Below are 16,454 nucleotides of genomic sequence, written 5' to 3'. Positions count from 1 at the left end.
CGAAATGAACAGTCCTGAACTAAACAACGCCTTTGTGGACAATATTGCAGATCTCGAAGCTGTTGCCAAACGTATCCAGATGCTGGGTGAACCTATCGACGCGGCCATTAACAAAATTACCAGTGATTGGGCAGATGAGAATGGCTGGTCGGGACAATTCGACGACGATTCGTGGCTTTTAGCCCCCTCAGGTACAGGATGGTACAACCCTGCTGCCGAAGATGAATCGGGGGCATATTTCGAATGGGCAAATTTTGAAGATCAAGAGGAAGATAATTTTTACGTTACGCAGTTATGTCAGGCAGGTCAGGATAAATTAGGCTTGCGATTTACGCAGGACTTGCTCGGTCGGGCCAAATGGAAAAAAATATTCCCCGAACTTGCCGAACTCGTTACCGAGACAGGTTTTCTTCTTGAGGAAAGGAATCGTGGCTTCTTCCTTCCCGTCAAAATCAACCCCACGGTCCTGGCGGAAGGCGTAGGCGATGACGATCTTGAAGCCGGCTTGCATCAATATCGCGAAACCCTTGACCAACTTGCACGAGCCAAGCCGGTTTTCGACCGATTGATCGCGCGGATCAAGGAACTGGCTGAATAAGGCAGGATATCATTGCCATACAGTCTCTCTCCCGTCCCTATCAATGTCGTTGTCAGGGATGGGAGTATGACGATCTGCAATTATCTACACTAACAGTTTTTTCGATCATCTGCTGTTTTTTGTAAAATTCATTTGTCCAAACCTCGCTTTCGCACATGAGTCAGAAGCATGGACATAATGTCGAAAGATGGCAGGATGAAAAGCTGGTGGGGCTTGATGGTGATCTTATCCCTGTGGGCGGGTCATGCATGGGCGGCGACGCCATCTTACAATACTTACGGCACATGGTTTGTGGTCTGTGACAACGGGCTGGCCTGCGATGCCAGGGGTTTTTCCGACGATGGAAGACAGGATGCCGAACTGGTCTTTCGCCGCCCTGCGGGCCCGGAGGGAGAGACCAGTGTTACAATTTACGCTCCCTTACCCGTCAACCGTACCGCGATCAGGATGGATGGTCGGGAACTGGTGCTTCCCGCCGCTTCGTGGACCAGCGGCGACGACGGTTCACTAAGCACCCGTCAGCCTGCGGCTGTTGCCGCTTTCCTGGCCCGTATCCGCAATGCCACATCGCTACGGGTCGAGAAGGATTCAGCCCCCGTGCCACTGAAGGGGCTTGTCGCGGCTCTATCCCGTATGGATGCGCGACAGGGGCGGATGAATGGCCAGACGGCACTCGTGCGTCGTGGCACGCGTCCGGCCCGCATGGTCCCCGCCCCGCCGCCATTGCCACACATACCGCTTTATCACGCTCATATTATGTTCGATGCGGGCGAGCCGCAACGCCTGATGGCACGGACGCGGAAGCTGCAAGCAGATTTCATCAGCAGACAGGACTGCGACCCGCCGACCGACGCCACGCAGAAATACTTGAAAAATGATGTATACGGCCTGGATGATAACAACGCCCTTGTCGTGATTGGTTGCCAGATGGGACCGTATCAGGGATGGTCGCTCCTGTTTGTGGTGCCACGTGTTTGTGGTGCCACGTGCCAAAGGGGGCTTGCCCGTGGTGGCCCGCTTGCCGGTGCCCGTCCTGAAACGGCAGGATACCGGCGACTATGGTCCCGCACTCACCTACCCCGACTTCGACTCAGCCACCGGCACATTGACCACTTATCGCCAAAGACGCGCTTGGAACGATTGCGGCACGCAAGCCGAATGGCGCTGGGACCGCACGCATTTCGTTCTGACCGGCATGAATTTTCAGGCAGCCTGCGGAGGAAGCGCGCCGTTGGGTGAATGGCCCGCTCTCTACCGCTCCATACCGATCGGTGAGAAGGAATAATGCCGCTACCGGTGGCCGTGGCTTTTCTCGCTGTCGGCCTTCCGCCCACGAGGGCACCATGTCAGCGGAAATAAAAAGATACGCATTGATAAGGAATGCCAGAGTTTTTTTAAAGTGTTCCAGTTTCTGAAGCTTTTTGAAAAAAGCTTCACCAAAAACTTTTAATATATTTACCGGATATTTTGTGGGCAGGCTTTTGACGCCATCTCCAGGTAGCGCTGTCGGGACCATACCTGGCTGGGGGGGGGGCAGCCGGCCCGTTCCCTGTTTGCCGTGCCGCCCTCGCTAGCCATGCGGCGGCGACGTGCTTCGATAAGGATGTTTTGGAACACCGCGTTATCCGCATCGGCCAGCACCCGCTCCAGGGCCAGCCAGTATTGCGCAAATCCAAGGGGCAGGGAGCGTTCGAACCACCGGGCTGCCGCTTGCATATCGTTCCCGTCCAGGCACAGACGCCCCATGTTGAGACAGGCCCAGCAATCGCCACCCTGGGCTGCTGCTTCGAAGAAAAGGCGTGCGCCATCGGGGTCGGGTCCGCCCGGCAGGTCTTTTTCATGCATAAGCCCCAGCATGTTCAGGGCTTTGGCCACCCCCCGGCGCGCCGCGCGAAGGTAATGCTCATAAGCACGTTCGACATTGCGGGGCACACCGTCCCCCGCAAGATAGAGATCGGCTATATTGAAATCCGCCCAGCCATCCCCGCCCTGTGCCGCGGCTTCGAAATAGTCCAGCGCGCGGGCTACGCTGCGCTCCACGCCCCAACCCCGTTCATAGACGCGCCCGAGCATATTCAGGGCCCGGGGCTGGCCACTTTGCGCTGCAACCGCGAACATCTCGAACGCATGGGCGAAATCGCCCTTGTCCAGGGAAATCTGCCCCAGCAGAAGCTGGATCTCCACCTGATCCAGCCCATTGCCGGGGAGGGAGGGTTCCCTCCCCAACATGTCGTTTTTCATCAGAAGGTCAGGCCGATATTTCCGATGAAGGAGCGACCAGGACCAGGAACGGCACGGCTGGTGCTGAACGAGGAGGCGTAATTCAGGTGGTCGGTGATGTTGTTGGCGTTGAACGAAACACGGTAGTGCTTCATTTCCCACGACAGCATGCCATTGAGGGAAAACTGATAGGGAATACGTGCAGAATTGCTGAAATCCCCATTGGCCCAGTATCCGGATGCATATTGTGCGCCACCTGCAACCTTGAGAACCCCCCAGCCCGGGTTCAGCAGATGATCCGACACGTTATAGGACGACCAGAGAGAAAAATTGTTGTGTGAAACACCGGGGGCCTGATTGCCGTCATAGGCGGCACTATGGGTGATCCGCCCGTCCATATAGGAATAGGAGCCGTAAATATCCCAGTTTTTGGTGATCTTGCCGGTCAGGCTCAGTTCGACGCCGCGCGTGCGCAGGCCAACGCCAGAGTCGCTGAAACCGGTTACGACATCGCCGTTTTCATCGTAATAGTAGGAATTGTTCTGGCTGATCTGGAAGAACGCGATCCCCATTCCCAGACGCTTGTTGAAGAAGTCGGTCTTGTTGCCGAATTCGAACAGATCGCTGCGCTGCGGCTTGAAGTTGGCATTGTTTTGCGCCGTATCGCTTGCCAGGATCGTGACCTGGGACGAAACATCCGTGCCGATCGGCTTGTAGGACCGCGAAAAGGTGAAATAGAAGGAGGACGCATCGAGCGGCGAATAGACGATGCTGCCCGACGGGCTCCACCTGTCGGCGTTCTGCTTCTGGCGTGACACGGGCGTTGTCGATAGCTGATAACCCGCGAATGTGGACTGGAACGCATCCCACCGCACGGAACCGAACAGGGCAAGCTGCTTTGTCAGCTGGATATGATCGGAAATGAACAGACCCACGTCGCGTTCGTCGGAATTGGCCATCTGCGACCGGGGAAAAGTAATATAAGCGCCATTGGACGTGTGGGATGAATTGCGGATCGTCTGGGTATTGGTACGATTATACCAGGTTCCGACATAGCGGTTTTCGTCCTGGTAATTCACATCCACGCCAAATTTGAGGTCATGCTTTACAAAGCCGGTATTGAAACGGGCATTGCCCATCATGACATTTTCAGCACCCCAACCCTTGGACAGATAGGCCGCACCGCCGCCTGCGCCGTAGGTCAGGGCCGGATTGCCGCCACCAAGGAACTGGCTGACGCAGGCCGTGGTGCTGCACGCCCCCGGCGTTGTCGAGGCATAATTGCGTTCGTATTTGGTCAGACGCGTATTGTTCGAGAATGTAAACCAGGATGCAATTTCCGATTTCACGGACGATGTCAGGCTGTGGATATCGGAATTGTCGCGGTCCGCGCTGCGTGCGTAGGTCGTATCGCGGTTCAGCCCCTCGCTGGTGATCGGACGGTAGACATTCCCTTTCAGGATCATGGGAACGCCGTAATCGGGTATGCTATCGGTATGCAGCCAGCGCCAGTTCAGGTGCCACGTGGTCTTGCTCTTCAGCCCTACGCCAAGATCGACAGCCGCACCGTAGCGGTTGGAATAGACATAGTCCCGATCCTGCACGCCGCTCTGGTTGTACATGCCGTTGATACGCAGGGCGACATTGTCATTGATCCCGTAATTGACATCCGCCTGCCCACGATACAGGCCTGCGCTGCCAAAGGCCTGATCGTAATTATACGATGTACCCGCATGCGCTTTCTTGAGGGACTCATTGATCAACCCGCCAAGATTGGCCGCCCCGAAATACTCGCCAGCCGGGCCCTTGATGACCTCGACATTCTCGATATCGAAAATGTCACGCGTATATGTTCCAAAATCCTTCAACCCGTCGGTATAGACATCGCCACGCGCCTGCTGGCCGCGAATGCGGAACTGGTCACCGTTCAGGCCGCCACGCCCTTCGCCGGTGGACAATGTAATGCCCGGAACATTCGCCAGTGCCTGGTCCAGCGTGTAAAGGCGCTGTTCCTTGATGATTTCCTGCGGCACGACATTGATGACCTGCGGCGTCTCGCGCACCGATGTGGGCATCCGTCCGATATCGAGCGTCATCTCGTTCGTATTGGGAATGTCATGGGGCGTATCTTCCCCACGAACGCGGACCGCGGGAAGCTTGATGGCGGAATCCGTGGCTTCGGGGTCGGTCTTGTTGTCCTGGGCGTCGGCCTCGCCTTCGATCAGCCCGACACCGGCGGTAACGCCCAACATAATTGCCATCCCGAAACGCCTTGCCGGGGAACTGGCGCGACCAGATTGTTCCATTCTCACCTCACTCAGCGGGGGCGGATGCGCCCGCATATTAACGAGACCGTGTGTCTTCACGAGAGCCTGCCTTATATGCAAATAATAACCACTCGCAACAACAAAATCCGTCCGCTTCCGGCGCAGCCCCATTTCATAGGCGTTGATGTTGCGGATTCGTCACAGCTCCGTCCCTTTGCGGATCAGTTTGCAATCGGTCGATGTCAGGCCCGGAATGGCCCGCTTGCTGTCTTCCATGCCCTGCCCGATCACCCGGATGCATTGATCAAATTCGCAAAGAATCTTGTATTTTCAGTAATCTTTTACCATTTATCAAGGCCGGAGGGGGGACATCCACCGGGTCGCCCCTCCGGTCCTGCCGGGAAAAATGTGGATGACACATCGGTGCGGATGCGAAAATCACTTTCAGCATCAGGCTGGATCGTCTTGTCACCCGCGCGCCCCGAGGCCGTGCCCGTAATGCGGGCGTTCCCAGTTCCCCGCCGGTGTCCGAAGATGAAGGAAGCTGGGAAGCCGACCTTCATCCCGGCGGGCTGATTTTTAGCTACCTCCTGCGGTCGATCCATTCCCTCCCGCAATGCGCAGCAGTATGCCAGTTCGTCGGACGTCAATACGTTTACTATGCACGAGCACCGGTCTTTTCCGGCATCCATGGACGGGGCATTGCGCCGATCTGGTAATGCAACCGATTCTTAGTTGCATAATATGCGCGGATACGCCATATATCTGACAAAATTTTCGACAGCACGGGGCGTTCTGCCGTTGCACGACGCTCCACCCCGCCTGAAGGGATCCCCTGCCATGCCCCCCATGCCCGTTGCGATGTCTTTTTCTCCGTGGGAGATGTTTCTCAATGCCGGTCCGGTTGTCCGTATGGTCATGTCGCTGCTGGCTTTTGCCTCGGTCGTGAGCTGGACGATCTTTGTCGCCAAATCCGTGGAGTTCATACGGATCAGGCGACGTCTCGACCAGGACGAGCGCCGCCTTGCCGAAGCCGAGTCCCTTCAGGTCGCGCAGGAGCAGGGCAGCACCACGCACGGCATCGGGCATATTTTTGTCGCGGCAGCAGAGGAAGAACGGGCCCGTTCACATGACATTCCCGACGACCATGACGGCCTGAAGGAACGCATCGTGCTTCACCTCGAACGGCTGGAAGCCGCGGAAGGCCGCAAGCTGATGCGCGGCACCGGCCTGCTGGCCACCATCGGCGCCACCTCGCCCTTCATCGGCCTGTTCGGCACGGTCTGGGGGATCATGACCTCGTTTACCGGCATCGCCGCCAGCAAGGCCACCAGCCTGGCCGTGGTCGCCCCCGGCATTGCCGAGGCCCTGCTGGCCACGGCCCTGGGTCTGGTCGCAGCCATTCCGGCGGTGGTGATCTACAACCATCTCGCCCGTCAGTCCGCTGCCTGCCGCGCACAGGTGGCGGATCTGACATCGCTGGTCATGCGCCTGGTCTCGCGCGACCTGGGCCGCATGCAGGCCCTGACCCAAAGCGGGCAGGTGGTGCGGCTGGGTGCGTCGCGTGACGCCCGCACGGTGGCCGGGGAGTAAGCGGCATGATCCGCATCCGCCACACCGATGAAAGCCCGCATGAGGCCAGCGAGATCAACGTCACCCCGTTCATCGACGTCATGCTGGTGCTGCTCGTGATCTTCATGGTCACCGCCCCGCTGACCACGGTGAACGTGCCGGTGGACCTGCCCTCCTCCACCGAAAAGCCGGCCCCCCGGCCGGACGATCCGGTGTTCCTGACCGTCAAGGCAGACCACGGCCTGGCCCTGGGCGAGGACGACATCAGCACCGATGCCCTGCCCGCAGCACTGGAAACGGCGACGAAAGGCAACAAGGACGAGCGCATCTTCCTGCGCGCCGACAAGACGGTGGATTACGGCACGCTGATGGGGGTCATGGATAAGCTGCGCACTGCGGGATACCTCAAGGTGGCCCTGGTCAACCTGCAGGGGCAGGAAGAAGGCCAGGAGGCAGGCATGGTGACCCCCGGCGCTGCTCCCCCGGCCGCACCCGCCGCGGAAGGCGCGCCGTGAGCAGCACGGCACAGAGTATGGATGCCGCCGCCCCATCCACCTTCGCCCAATGGCAGCGTAACCAGTTACGCCGGACACAGCGCGAGGATGCGCTGCGCTGGGGCCTGTCCTTTCTGGCGGTCATGGCGGTAACAGGCGGTGTCATCTGGTGGGTCACGCACCTGCCTGCGCCGGTCATGGCCGCACCCGAACCACCCCCGGCTGCGATTGCCATCGACATGGCGCCCGAACCCGTGTCGGCCCCCACACCGCCGAGCGATGCGGCGATCGGCCCGCAGCAGACGCTCGCCCAGGTCATTCCCCAGCCCGACCCGCCGCCCAAGGTCATGGCCCCGCCATCGCCCGCGCCCAATCCGCCCGTGCCGGTGCCCAAGCCCGAAAAACCCAAGCCGCTGAAGAAGAAGGTCAAGCCCGTTCCCACCCAGCAGGTGAAAGCACCCGATGCGCTGTCACCCGCGACGGAAACCACGGCCCCTCCTTCCTCCGATGCACCGCCCGCACCTGCCCAGGCGGCTCCGGCCCCTGGGGCATCCTCGTCCCATTCGCAGGAAACCATGACGTGGCAGGGCGCCTTGCTGGCACGACTGGAAAAATTCAAGCGCTACCCCGCTGCGGCCCAGGCCGAACACCAGGAAGGGGCACCGACAGTCACCTTTTCCATGGACCGCAGGGGGCATGTGCTCTGGGTCAGGCTGAAGGGGGGTTCGGGCCATGCGCTGCTGGACCAGGAAGCCGTGTCCCTGCCCAGCCGCGCGGACCCGCTGCCTGCCCCACCCGACGACGTGAAGGGCGATCCGATTATCCTGAGCGTGCCTGTCGAATTCTACCTCAACAAGGACCGGACCTGACATTTGTGCAGATCGTAAAAGGATCATTCCATGCCTGTCTTTCCTGAACATCGTCGGTCGCGGGCGGACAGCCACCGGATTCGTCCGGGCATGGGGGCGAATGCCCAGCAGGTTCTGGCGCTGGAGGAACGCTGCGGGGAATCGGGGCTGAAAATGACCGACCTGCGCCGCGTGCTGCTGCATGGCATTCTAAAAACCGGGAACGCAGCCACCACGATCGCGATCTGGAAGACGATTGCGGCCATGGTGGAAGGCCACCCGCCAAGCCAGGGATCGATCCAGCGGAACCTGAACCTTCTGGTCGAGCATGACGTGCTGCGCCGCGACGCAGGGGTGGACCGTATCTGGCGGTACCGCGTGAGTACCGCGCGCCGGGCGGGCCCCATGATCACCTTTGTCGAAGCCGGGACGGGACGGAAAATTCCCTGCGATTCGTGCGAAATCACGGCCGTGCTGCGCCTGCTCATGGCCGAGCGCGGCCTGGCCGTTCAGGAAGCATCGATCATTGTCGCCCCAATGGGTGATCCTGTATCCCTTTGAAAATATTGTAGATATTTGGATACCCGATCCATACGGGGCAACACGCGCCCTGCCGAATAAAAACATATCTCGATATATCTTGACTTACGATATATCGAGACTTATATCGGGAATCATGAAACACAGAAACAGACACCAGGGCGGTCGCAACCGCCACGTTTTCTCTCCCGAAGGCCTGTCGGGCGTTGCCGGTTCCCGCCGTCACCACGGCCGGGGCGGCGGTCGCCGCGGCGGACGCCGCAGGCTTTTCGACTATGGCGAAATGCGCCTGCTCGTTCTCAGCCTGAGTGCGGAAAATCCGACCTATGGCTATGAACTCATCAAGACCATCGAGGAAAAATTCGGTGGCAGCTACACGCCCAGCCCCGGCGTAATCTATCCCACCCTCACCTGGCTGGAAGAAGCAGGCTATATCCGCCCGACCGAGCAAGACGGGCGCAAAAGCTACGGCATCACCCCCGAAGGCGCTGCCTTCCTGGCCGCCAACCAGCCCGCACTTGAAGAAATCCTTGCACGTGCCGCCAGCACCGATGACCAGGGCAAAGGGGGTGGCAGGAATACATCCGCCCCGGTAGTGCGGGCGATGGAAAACCTGAAGACCGCATTACGGCTGCGGCTGCGCAACGCCAGCCTGGACTTACAAGCCGAAGCCCGTATCGCCGCAGTGCTGGACGATGCCGCCCGCGCGATCGAACAGGCCTGAGCACAACCCCGCACCGGATGGAGCATGACATGGATGACAGGATGGATGACAGGATAAAGGCGGTTCTGGACCTCTACCACGCCCGGATGCAGGAAGAACGCAGCCGCCCGCGGGAGGAGGCCCCGGGCGGCCGCGACGGCGGGCACGATCAGCGCATGCGCGCCATCGGGCCGGAGACGGGGCAGGTCATGAACATCCTGGCCCGCAGCCTGCCCAGCCCGACCATTCTCGAACTGGGCACATCCTTCGGCTATTCCGGGATCTGGCTGGCCGAGGCCGCCCGCGCGACGGGTGGAAAACTGATTACCATGGAACTGCACGGCTACAAATCTGCCCATGCGCGCGAGATGGCGGAAAAGGCCGGGCTGGCCGACTGGATCGATTTTCGTGTGGGCGATGCCGTTTCCATGATCGGGGATCTTGCCCGGAAGGTCGATTTCGTTTTTGTCGATCTGTGGAAGGATCTTTACGTTCCCTGTCTGGAAGCGTTCTATCCGCGCCTTAACCCGGGGGCGATCATCGTGGCGGACAACATGATCCGGCCCGGAACGGAAGACGTCAAGCGCTATGGCCTCGCCATTCGCGCCCTGCCCGGCATGTCCAGTGTGCTGCTGCCGGTGGGCACGGGGATTGAGGTCAGCCGCTTCGAACCGGATGCAGCATTCAATAGATAAAAGTTTTGGGTGTCGCCTTTTTTTTAAAAAGGTGACATTCTTTGAAGCTTTTTGAAAAAAGCTTCACCAAAAACTTTTACCAGTCTTGATCAGGGCGTTGCGATGGGGAGGATTTCTTCAGCCGCGCTCTACTTCTTTTCCTTCACGGGGGCGGCCGTAAATCCACCGCCCGTCGCCCTGTAGAGATCGACCGACGCATCCAGCCGTTGCAGCCGTGCCTTCACGCGGGAAAGCTCTGCCAGTTGCACGGTGGATTGTGCGGCCAGCACATCGATCTGGCTCGCATATCCCTGCTGAAGGCGCAGCGTCATCAGGCGGAGTGTCTGCGCAGCCGCGTCGTTGCGGGCAAGGGTGTCGGTATCGCGTTCCGACGCCGTGTTCTGTGCCAAAAGCGCGTCGCGGACCTCCTTGAACGCCGTGCGGATGGACTGCTGATACAGGACAACCTGCTGGTCCCTGTTGGCCTTTGCAAGTTTCACGCCACTTTCCGTACGCCCGAAATCGAGAACAGGGGCCGCCATGGCCGCACCCAATGTCCAGGACCGGCTGGTGGCCCGATAGAGATTGTCGATATCGATATTGTTCACCCCGGCAAGGGAGGCCAGCGAAATACTGGGGAAATAGGCCGCGCGCGCGTAACCGATGTTGAAATTGCTCGCGATCAGCATCTGCTCATGCATGGCAATGTCGGGGCGACGTTCCAGAAGCTCTGACGGCAGGACCGATGGCGTGGGCTCGGGCACGCTCAGTTCGTCCAAGGGCCGTCCCCTGGCAATGCCGGTCTGGACGATATCCTGCGGCGAACGCCCGACCAGAACGGACAATGCCGTTTCCGCATTGTTGCGCTGGTCTTCCATGTCGGGCAAGGCCGCATGGACGGCGTCCCGGCGCTCTGTCGCGTCCTGCAGCAGCAGGGCATCGACGGCACCAACATCGTATTGGTGCTGCACAAGGGCGAGAATATCGTCCTGCGTTCTTATGCTGTCCTGCAAAATGGCGACATTGCGATCGAGTGCGCGCAGGCTGAAATAGAGCTTGGCAACCCCGGCCGCCACCGACAGGCGGGCTGCATCCTGCGCATAAACCGCCCCCTGAACGCCAGCCTTGGCCGCGTTGCTGAGGCTGGCGTTCTTGCCCCACAGATCCAGTTCGTAATTCAGCACCCCGCCGACAAAGCCGAAATTGCTCGTCTTGCCGGGAAAACGGAAACTCTGCCCCATGGCCCGCACCCTGCCATCGGCAAACTTGCCGTAAGCATCGCTCCCCGCAACGGAAAGAGAGGGAAGCTGGTTCGCAAAAGCGTAGCTATATTGCGCCTGTGCCTGCGACAGGCTGCTTTTTGCCAGAGCGAGATCATCGTTATGCCGGGCGGCTTCGGCCTCCAGTTCATCAAGCACCGGATCGCCGTATCGCTGCCACCATGCGCGGTCGTCGCGGGGGACAACGCGCGCACCGTTCCATGTCGCGGGCAACGTTGGGACAGGCCGCCTGTACTCCGGCGCAAGCCAGGAACAGCCGGCAAGGAAAAGGGGCAGCAGGCACAGGATTTTTCTCATGGCGCTGCCTCCGTTTTCGGGTCGGGTTCCTTCACGCGGAACCACAGCACATAGAGCGAGGGCAGGAAGATCAACGTCAGCGCCGTAGCAACGGCCAGCCCGCCCATGATGACATCCGCCATCGGGCCCCAGAAAACGCTCGAAGCTATGGGCACCATGCCCAGAATGGCGGCAACGGCTGTCAGCATGATGGGGCGGAAACGGATCATGGCGGCCGCGACCACGGCATCCCATTCCGCCTTGCCTTCGCGCTGTTCGATCTCGATCTGGTGCACGAGAATGACCGAATTGCGAATGATCATGCCCACCAGCGCCACAAGCCCGAGCAGGGCGATGAACCCGATGGGATTGCCGGTAACAAGGAGCGCGATCACCACCCCGATCAGCCCGAAAGGTGCGACACTGAGCACAAGGGCCAGCCGCTTGAAGCTCTGGAGCTGGATCATCAGCACCGCCACCATGATCAGCACCATGACGGGCATGACGGCAATGACCGAATTCTGGGCCTTTGCTGCTTCCTCCACCGTTCCGCCGACTTTCACGCTATAGCCGGGCGGCAGATGGGCGTTGAAATCGGCAATTTTGCCAGCCAGCGCGGAGACTGCACTATCCGCCTGCACTCCGTCGCGAAGCTGCGCCTGGACCGTCATGGTGGGCAGGCGGTCGCGCCGCCAGATCAGCGGATAATCCTGCACGTAGGACACGGTCGCGACCGAGGACAGCGGCACCGTCAGGTCGTTGGGCAGGCGGATATCGAGATTGCGCAGGCTTTCGATGGACAGCCGTTCTTCCGCCTTGGCGCGCAGCACGACATCGACAAGGTAGATACTGTCGCGCACCTGCGTTGCCGTCATGCCCGTAACGGTGGAATTGATGGCCAGCGCAATGGCGGCGGAGGACAGGCCCAGGCGGCGCGCTTCTTCCTGCCGCACGTCGATGCGCAGCTTGCGGGCCGGATCGCCCCAGTCGAAATTGATCAGGCGCAAATTCCCGCTCGTCGCCATCATCCGTGCGATATCCTGCGCGTAATGGCGCACCTTGTCCGGGTCCCGGCCCGACATGCGATACTGCACCGGCCAGCCCACCGGCGGGCCCAGTTCAAGCGGGAACAGCCCGTGCACGATGTCGGGCATTTCCGATGTCAGCCTGGCGTCAAGCCGGTGGCGCAGGCGTTCGCGGGCCTGCGCATTTCTGGCCACGATCACGGTCTGGGTGAAAAAATCATTCGGCAGTTGTTCATCGAGCGAAAGATAGAAGCGAATGACCCCGCGCCCCACATAGGAACTCCAATGGTCGATATCCGGATCGTTGGCCAGCATGGCGTCGAGCTTGCGCGACACGTCGCTTGTTGCCTTGATGGACGCCCCCTGCCGCAGCGAAAGGTTGACCAACAGTTCGGGCCGGTCGGATGCGGGAAAGAACTGCTTGGTAACGAGCGGTGAAAGGGCAAGCGCCACAAGGAGGGCCACAAGGCTGAGCCCGACCGTCATGCGGGGGCTGCGCATGGTGGCGAGCAGGAAACGCTCGAACACCGTCATGATCCGCCCTTTTTTGGGTTCCTCACGCGCTTTTCCCGCCATTTCCGGGCGCGCGCGCAGAATGGTCACGCCGATCAGCGGCGCCACCAGAACGGCCACGAACCAGGACACGATCAGGGCCAGACCCACCACAGCGAAAAGCGAAAACGTGTATTCGCCCGCTACACTATGCGCAAAGCCGACCGGCACGAAGCCCGCCACCGTAACCAGCGTTCCCGTCAGCATCGGAAAAGCGGTGGAAGTATAGGCAAAGGTCGCAGCACGCGGCAGGCTCCAGCCTTCCTCGATCTTGCTGACCATGCTTTCGACCGTAATCATGGCGTCATCCACCAGCAGGCCGAGGGCGATGATCAGCGCACCAAGCGAGACACGCTGCAGGTCGATGCCGAGCATTTCCATGCTGGTAAACACCACCGCCAGCACGAAGGGAATGCAGAACGCCACAACCGTGCCCGCCCGCCCGCCAAGGCTGAGAAAACTGATGCCCAGCACGATGGCGATGGCTTCGAACAGCGCCTCAGTGAAATCACCCACCGCGTCCTTGACCACCTGGGGCTGGTTGGCGACCAGATGCGCCTCAATCCCGATGGGCATGCGTGTATGCAGTTCTGCCATTTTGGCGGAGATATTCTTTTCCAGCGCCAGCACGTTGCCGCCGCGGCTCATGGACAGAGCCAGGCCGATCGCGTCGTGTCCGTTCACGCGGAACAGGGTTTGCGGCGGGTCCGCATAACCGCGCGTGATGGTGGCGATGTCGCCCAGGCGAATCTTGCGGTTGCCGGCATAGAGCGTGACATTGGCGACATCCTCGACCGAATTGAATTGTCCGGTCGGCTGGACGAGAATCCGCTCCTTGCCGGTATCGACCGAACCGGAGGGAACAAGCGCGTTCTGGGCCTGAAGGGCCGCGGCGATCATTGCACCGTTGATACCCAGCCGGGCCAGATGCCGGCTGGACACATCGACATAGATCTTTTCATCCTGCGCCCCCAGCGTTTCGATCTTGGCGACGTCGGGCACATGCAGCAATTCGTCCCGGACGGTTTCGACATAATCCTTCAGGTCGCGATGCGAAAAGCCGTCTGCCGTAAAGGCGTAGATAATGCCGTATGTATCCCCGAATTCATCATCGAAGAACGGCCCAACGGTGGTGGGTGGAAGATAAGGCTTGATATCGCCTATCTTTTTACGAACCTGGTACCAGATATCGGCTACCTGCCCCTTGGGCGTGCTGCCCAGCAGGTTGACCAGGATCGTGGTCTTTCCCGCGACGGTGTAGCTTTTGACGTAATCGAAATATGGCGTTTCCTGCAGCTTCTTTTCGATCCTGTCCGTTAGCTGGTGAGTGGTTTCGTCCACGGACGCGCCCGGCAGCATGGCCTGGACGACCATTGTCTTGACCGTAAAGGGCGGGTCTTCGTTCCGGCCGAGATTGAAGTAGGAGCGAACACCCGCAACCACGATCAGGATCATGAAAAAGGCGACAAGCGCGCGGTGCCGGATGGACCAGTCCGAAAGATTCAGCAGGTGGCCTGCCTTTGCGTCCTGCCCGGGTTCTTCAGGGGCGGACATCGGCGTCATCCAGCAGGGAAACCTTCCGGTCCGGATAAAGGGCCTGCACGCCGGCCGTCACCACGCGCTCTCCCGCCGCAAGCCCTGCTGCGAGGGTAACGTCACTAGCGCCATAGCGGGCAATTTCGACCTTTCGCAATGTCACCGTCATCGTATCGGGGGCGATCACCCAGACGGCGGGCTTGCCGTCCTGCGCGGTCAGGGCCGATGGCGGAAGATGGATCTCCGCCCCGGTGGCCCCGGCCAGGCGCCCGACCACCACGGAACCCAGCGTCATGGCGGCAGGGGGTGCATCGAGCAGGACCTTCGCCCGGTAGGTGCGGGTCAGGGGGTCGGCATCGGGGGCGAGTTCGTACACCGTGCCAGCCGTACAGGCCTGCCGGTCGGCATCGAGGCACACAGTCATGCCCGCACCCGTCGCCAGGCCCGACCGCAGCAGATCGCCCGATATGTCGAACTGGGCATCCCGCCCTGCGGCTTCGGCCAGACGCAGGACCGGCTGGCCCGCGGCCACGACCTCCCCCACCTCGGCCAGACGGTCCGTGATCACACCATCCGCATTCGCCACCAGACGGGTATGGTCCAGTTCCTCACGCGCGATGCGTTCGCGGGCCTCTGTCGACTGCACCGCCTCAACGGAGGTACGGTAGCGCAGAATGGCCTCGTCATAGGCGTTGCGCGAAATGGCGTGGTCGGGCAGCAGTGCTGTCGCCCGTTTCTGCAAGGGTTCCGCCTGTGCGAGGGACGCCTTGGCGGCCAGGGCATCCGCCGTGGCGGCGCGCAGCGTCTGGCTGGCTTCCGTGTCGTCCAGCCGGGCCAGAAGCTGCCCGACCTGCACCTTGTCACCCATGGCCACGGTCCGTTCCACGATCTTGCCCGGCAGGCGGAACGACAGGTTGACGACGCGATGCGGCGCCACCTGGCCGGTCAGGAATTCCTCGGCCCCGCCCATGCTCGGCCGGACCACAACCGAGCGGACAGGCCGTACCTCGGGCTTGGGCGCTTTCTTGTGGCACCCGGCAAGTGCCATGAGTGCGAACACGCAAAAGCCGGTCCTGTATGACGATATCCGCGCGTTCATGGGCGTTTGGCTCCTGAGCGGACTGGCGCAGGCGGGGCCAGTATTCCGGTCATGAAAACGGCCCAGGCGTTATCGAGATAGGCATCGCGGTCCTGTGGCGTCAGCAGGATCTTGCGCCCGAACAGCATTTGCTGATGGGGCGAGCCCAGGCAGAGGCCGGTCAGCATCCGGCTTGTTCCTTCCAGGTCGTAGCCCTCTTTCAGCAGGCCGGCTTTGGCAACAGCGCCCAGAAGCTTGCATGTCAGCTCCTCCAGCGGGTCAAAAATATGCGCACCCGCATGATCCACCAGGTCGGGAAAGCGCCATCCTTCCGCAATGAAGGTACGGCTCAGCGACAGCGTTTCGGGGCTGAGCACCAGGTCCAGCAGCATCCGCATCGTATTGCGCAGGGCCAGCAGCGGATCGGTGGAAACCATTTCTTCCGACGGGGCCGCAGAGACCAGAAAACTCTGCCCCAGTTCCGCAATGACAGTCTTGAACAGGCTTTCCTTGGAGGAATGGCGACGATAGATGGTCTGCTTGCCCACCCGCGCTACCGCCGCGATCTGTTCGACAGAGGTGGCCGCATAGCCCTGCTCCCCAAACAGTTGAGCGGCTGTTTTAAGGATAAGGACATCCAGTTCTTCCGACATCCGGCTATCGGGCCGACCTGAAATCTTCTTCCGCTGGTTCTGCTCGGTCATGGCCCTTCCCTCATGCACGCCTTCGCCAATAATATACGAGACGATCTCGTCTCGCAAGGGCATGCCATCGGTGTTTCGGGAACAGTC

The 16,454-nt window shown here is 60.5% G+C and carries 14 protein-coding genes and 1 pseudogene; 9 read left to right on the top strand and 6 right to left on the bottom strand.

What is annotated here, in order from left to right:
* The first annotated feature begins 4 nt into the window (after positions 1–4).
* The 3 genes and pseudogenes from J2D77_RS05800 to J2D77_RS17610 all read left to right on the top strand — a co-directional run bounded on the left by J2D77_RS05800 (position 5) and on the right by J2D77_RS17610 (position 1,883).
* Positions 5–598: a hypothetical protein gene (locus tag J2D77_RS05800; protein ID WP_207845340.1), complete on the top strand. Its 594-nt coding sequence runs from the start codon at positions 5–7 to the stop codon at positions 596–598.
* Positions 599–766: 168 nt separating this feature from the next.
* Positions 767–1,561, top strand: a pseudogene (locus J2D77_RS05795) (DUF1176 domain-containing protein); the annotation flags it as partial.
* A gap of 7 nt (positions 1,562–1,568) precedes the next feature.
* Entirely contained in the window at positions 1,569–1,883 is a 315-nt protein-coding gene (locus J2D77_RS17610; protein WP_407927091.1) for a DUF1176 domain-containing protein, read from the top strand.
* 170 nt (positions 1,884–2,053) lie between these two features.
* On the opposite strand, the gene J2D77_RS05790 is transcribed toward J2D77_RS17610, so the two are convergent.
* The gene (locus J2D77_RS05790; protein WP_230975543.1) at positions 2,054–2,827 is read right to left on the bottom strand and encodes a tetratricopeptide repeat protein; all 774 of its coding nucleotides are present in this window, start codon (positions 2,825–2,827) and stop codon (positions 2,054–2,056) included.
* Positions 2,828–2,838: 11 nt separating this feature from the next.
* Complete coding sequence (locus tag J2D77_RS05785) at positions 2,839–5,079, bottom strand: TonB-dependent receptor (RefSeq protein ID WP_230975542.1); 2,241 nt, start codon at positions 5,077–5,079, stop codon at positions 2,839–2,841.
* A gap of 846 nt (positions 5,080–5,925) precedes the next feature.
* Between J2D77_RS05785 and exbB the strand changes: the two genes are divergently transcribed.
* From exbB to J2D77_RS05755, 6 genes are all read left to right on the top strand, one after another.
* Entirely contained in the window at positions 5,926–6,678 is a 753-nt protein-coding gene (exbB, locus tag J2D77_RS05780) for a tonB-system energizer ExbB (RefSeq protein ID WP_207845336.1), read from the top strand.
* A 5-nt stretch (positions 6,679–6,683) separates the two neighbouring features.
* A complete protein-coding gene (gene exbD, locus J2D77_RS05775; protein WP_207845159.1) occupies positions 6,684–7,172 on the top strand; it encodes a TonB system transport protein ExbD in 489 nt (162 codons plus the stop codon).
* 17 nt (positions 7,173–7,189) lie between these two features.
* Positions 7,190–8,020, top strand: coding sequence for an energy transducer TonB family protein (locus J2D77_RS05770; RefSeq protein ID WP_207845667.1), 831 nt, complete (start codon positions 7,190–7,192; stop codon positions 8,018–8,020).
* A 30-nt stretch (positions 8,021–8,050) separates the two neighbouring features.
* Positions 8,051–8,560: a Fur family transcriptional regulator gene (locus J2D77_RS05765; RefSeq protein ID WP_207845335.1), complete on the top strand. Its 510-nt coding sequence runs from the start codon at positions 8,051–8,053 to the stop codon at positions 8,558–8,560.
* Between the two features lie 115 nt (positions 8,561–8,675).
* On the top strand, positions 8,676–9,263 hold the full coding sequence (locus tag J2D77_RS05760; protein WP_207845334.1) for a PadR family transcriptional regulator: 588 nt from the start codon (positions 8,676–8,678) through the stop codon (positions 9,261–9,263).
* 41 nt (positions 9,264–9,304) lie between these two features.
* On the top strand, positions 9,305–9,937 hold the full coding sequence (locus J2D77_RS05755) for an O-methyltransferase (RefSeq protein WP_207845666.1): 633 nt from the start codon (positions 9,305–9,307) through the stop codon (positions 9,935–9,937).
* A gap of 128 nt (positions 9,938–10,065) precedes the next feature.
* On the opposite strand, the gene J2D77_RS05750 is transcribed toward J2D77_RS05755, so the two are convergent.
* The 4 genes from J2D77_RS05750 to J2D77_RS05735 are packed head-to-tail and all read right to left on the bottom strand — an operon-like array spanning position 10,066 to position 16,367.
* The gene (locus tag J2D77_RS05750; RefSeq protein WP_207845333.1) at positions 10,066–11,493 is read right to left on the bottom strand and encodes an efflux transporter outer membrane subunit; all 1,428 of its coding nucleotides are present in this window, start codon (positions 11,491–11,493) and stop codon (positions 10,066–10,068) included.
* Positions 11,490–14,612: an efflux RND transporter permease subunit gene (locus tag J2D77_RS05745; protein WP_207845332.1), complete on the bottom strand. Its 3,123-nt coding sequence runs from the start codon at positions 14,610–14,612 to the stop codon at positions 11,490–11,492. The genes J2D77_RS05750 and J2D77_RS05745 overlap by 4 nt, the downstream gene beginning before the upstream one ends.
* Positions 14,590–15,684, bottom strand: coding sequence for an efflux RND transporter periplasmic adaptor subunit (locus J2D77_RS05740; protein ID WP_230975541.1), 1,095 nt, complete (start codon positions 15,682–15,684; stop codon positions 14,590–14,592). Before J2D77_RS05740 ends, J2D77_RS05745 begins: the two co-directional genes overlap by 23 nt.
* The gene (locus J2D77_RS05735) at positions 15,681–16,367 is read right to left on the bottom strand and encodes a TetR/AcrR family transcriptional regulator (protein ID WP_207845331.1); all 687 of its coding nucleotides are present in this window, start codon (positions 16,365–16,367) and stop codon (positions 15,681–15,683) included. Before J2D77_RS05735 ends, J2D77_RS05740 begins: the two co-directional genes overlap by 4 nt.
* Between the last annotated feature and the right edge of the window lie 87 nt (positions 16,368–16,454).

The sequence above is a fragment of the Acetobacter garciniae genome (assembly GCF_017377735.1).
In the GTDB taxonomy this organism is placed as follows: Bacteria; Pseudomonadota; Alphaproteobacteria; order Acetobacterales; family Acetobacteraceae; genus Acetobacter; species Acetobacter garciniae.
The sequence above is the reverse complement of the archived record's forward strand: the minus strand, read 5'-3'. Positions and strand labels throughout refer to the sequence as shown.

Bases quoted from the DNA above. Each gene is read 5' to 3' on its own strand.
- J2D77_RS05760 (WP_207845334.1), top strand. From the start codon at position 8,676: ATGAAACACAGAAACAGACACCAGGGCGGTCGCAACCGCCACGTTTTC.
- J2D77_RS05755 (WP_207845666.1), top strand. From the start codon at position 9,305: ATGGATGACAGGATAAAGGCGGTTCTGGACCTCTACCACGCCCGGATG.
- J2D77_RS05750 (WP_207845333.1), bottom strand. From the start codon at position 11,493: ATGAGAAAAATCCTGTGCCTGCTGCCCCTTTTCCTTGCCGGCTGTTCC.
- exbB (WP_207845336.1), top strand. From the start codon at position 5,926: ATGCCCCCCATGCCCGTTGCGATGTCTTTTTCTCCGTGGGAGATGTTT.
- exbD (WP_207845159.1), top strand. From the start codon at position 6,684: ATGATCCGCATCCGCCACACCGATGAAAGCCCGCATGAGGCCAGCGAG.
- J2D77_RS05745 (WP_207845332.1), bottom strand. From the start codon at position 14,612: ATGACGCCGATGTCCGCCCCTGAAGAACCCGGGCAGGACGCAAAGGCA.
- J2D77_RS05790 (WP_230975543.1), bottom strand. From the start codon at position 2,827: ATGTTGGGGAGGGAACCCTCCCTCCCCGGCAATGGGCTGGATCAGGTG.
- J2D77_RS05770 (WP_207845667.1), top strand. From the start codon at position 7,190: ATGGATGCCGCCGCCCCATCCACCTTCGCCCAATGGCAGCGTAACCAG.
- J2D77_RS05740 (WP_230975541.1), bottom strand. From the start codon at position 15,684: ATGAACGCGCGGATATCGTCATACAGGACCGGCTTTTGCGTGTTCGCA.
- J2D77_RS05765 (WP_207845335.1), top strand. From the start codon at position 8,051: ATGCCTGTCTTTCCTGAACATCGTCGGTCGCGGGCGGACAGCCACCGG.
- J2D77_RS05785 (WP_230975542.1), bottom strand. From the start codon at position 5,079: ATGGCAATTATGTTGGGCGTTACCGCCGGTGTCGGGCTGATCGAAGGC.
- J2D77_RS05800 (WP_207845340.1), top strand. From the start codon at position 5: ATGAACAGTCCTGAACTAAACAACGCCTTTGTGGACAATATTGCAGAT.
- J2D77_RS05735 (WP_207845331.1), bottom strand. From the start codon at position 16,367: ATGACCGAGCAGAACCAGCGGAAGAAGATTTCAGGTCGGCCCGATAGC.